Raw genomic sequence first — 823 nt, forward strand, 5'->3', positions numbered from 1 at the left:
GACGCGCTGCGCCCCATTGGCCAAGACGTCAGTGAAGTGCTCGACTACCTGCCCGGTCAGTTCAAGGTCATCCGCCATGTGCGGCCCCGCCTGGCCTGCCCGGCGTGCGACAGCATCGTACAAGCCAGTGCGCCGAGCCGTCCGCTCGATCGTGGCATGGCCGGCGCCGGCCTGCTGGCCCATGTGCTGGTGAGCAAGTATGCCGATCACACCCCGCTGTATCGCCTCTCGCAGATCTATGCCCGCCAGGGTGTGGACCTGGAGCGCTCGACCCTGGCTGACTGGGTGGGTGCAGCGGCTGCGTTGCTCAGCCCCTTGGCGCAAGCCATCGGCCGTCATGTGCTGGCCGCCGCCAAGATCCACACCGACGACACGCCGATCCGGGTTCTGGGTGGCCAGGGTCAACAGGCACGCACTGGGCGATTGTGGACCTATGTGCGCGACGACCGCGCCAGCGGTGACGCCAGGCCACAGGCTGTATGGTTCCAATACTCCCCCAATCGCAAAGGCGAGCATCCCAGGCGTCACTTGGCCGGCTTCAAGGGCATCGTGCAGGCAGACGCCTTCGCGGGCTACGACCGGCTGTTCGACAGCGGCGAGATCATCGAGGCCGGCTGCTGGGCCCATGCCCGGCGCAAGTTCTACGACGTGCACATGCAGCAACACCAGCAGCCTGGCACCTTGGCCCACCAGGCCCTGCTGCGCATCGCCAGGGTGTTTGCCATCGAAGCGGACATCCAGGGCCAACCACCTGATGAGCGACGACGGCAGCGACAGCAACGCACGGCGCCCATCCTGGCAGACTTGCACACATGGCTCATCG

General features: G+C 66.5%; 1 protein-coding gene. It reads left to right on the forward strand.

Annotated features, from left to right (window positions below; genetic code table 11):
- A partial coding sequence (gene tnpC / locus ABG80_RS10680) for an IS66 family transposase (RefSeq protein ID WP_152987578.1) occupies positions 1-823 on the forward strand: 823 nt, incomplete at both ends.

This window comes from Aquabacterium parvum (genome assembly GCF_001447195.1).
Classification (GTDB): Bacteria; Pseudomonadota; Gammaproteobacteria; order Burkholderiales; family Burkholderiaceae_C; genus Aquabacterium; species Aquabacterium parvum.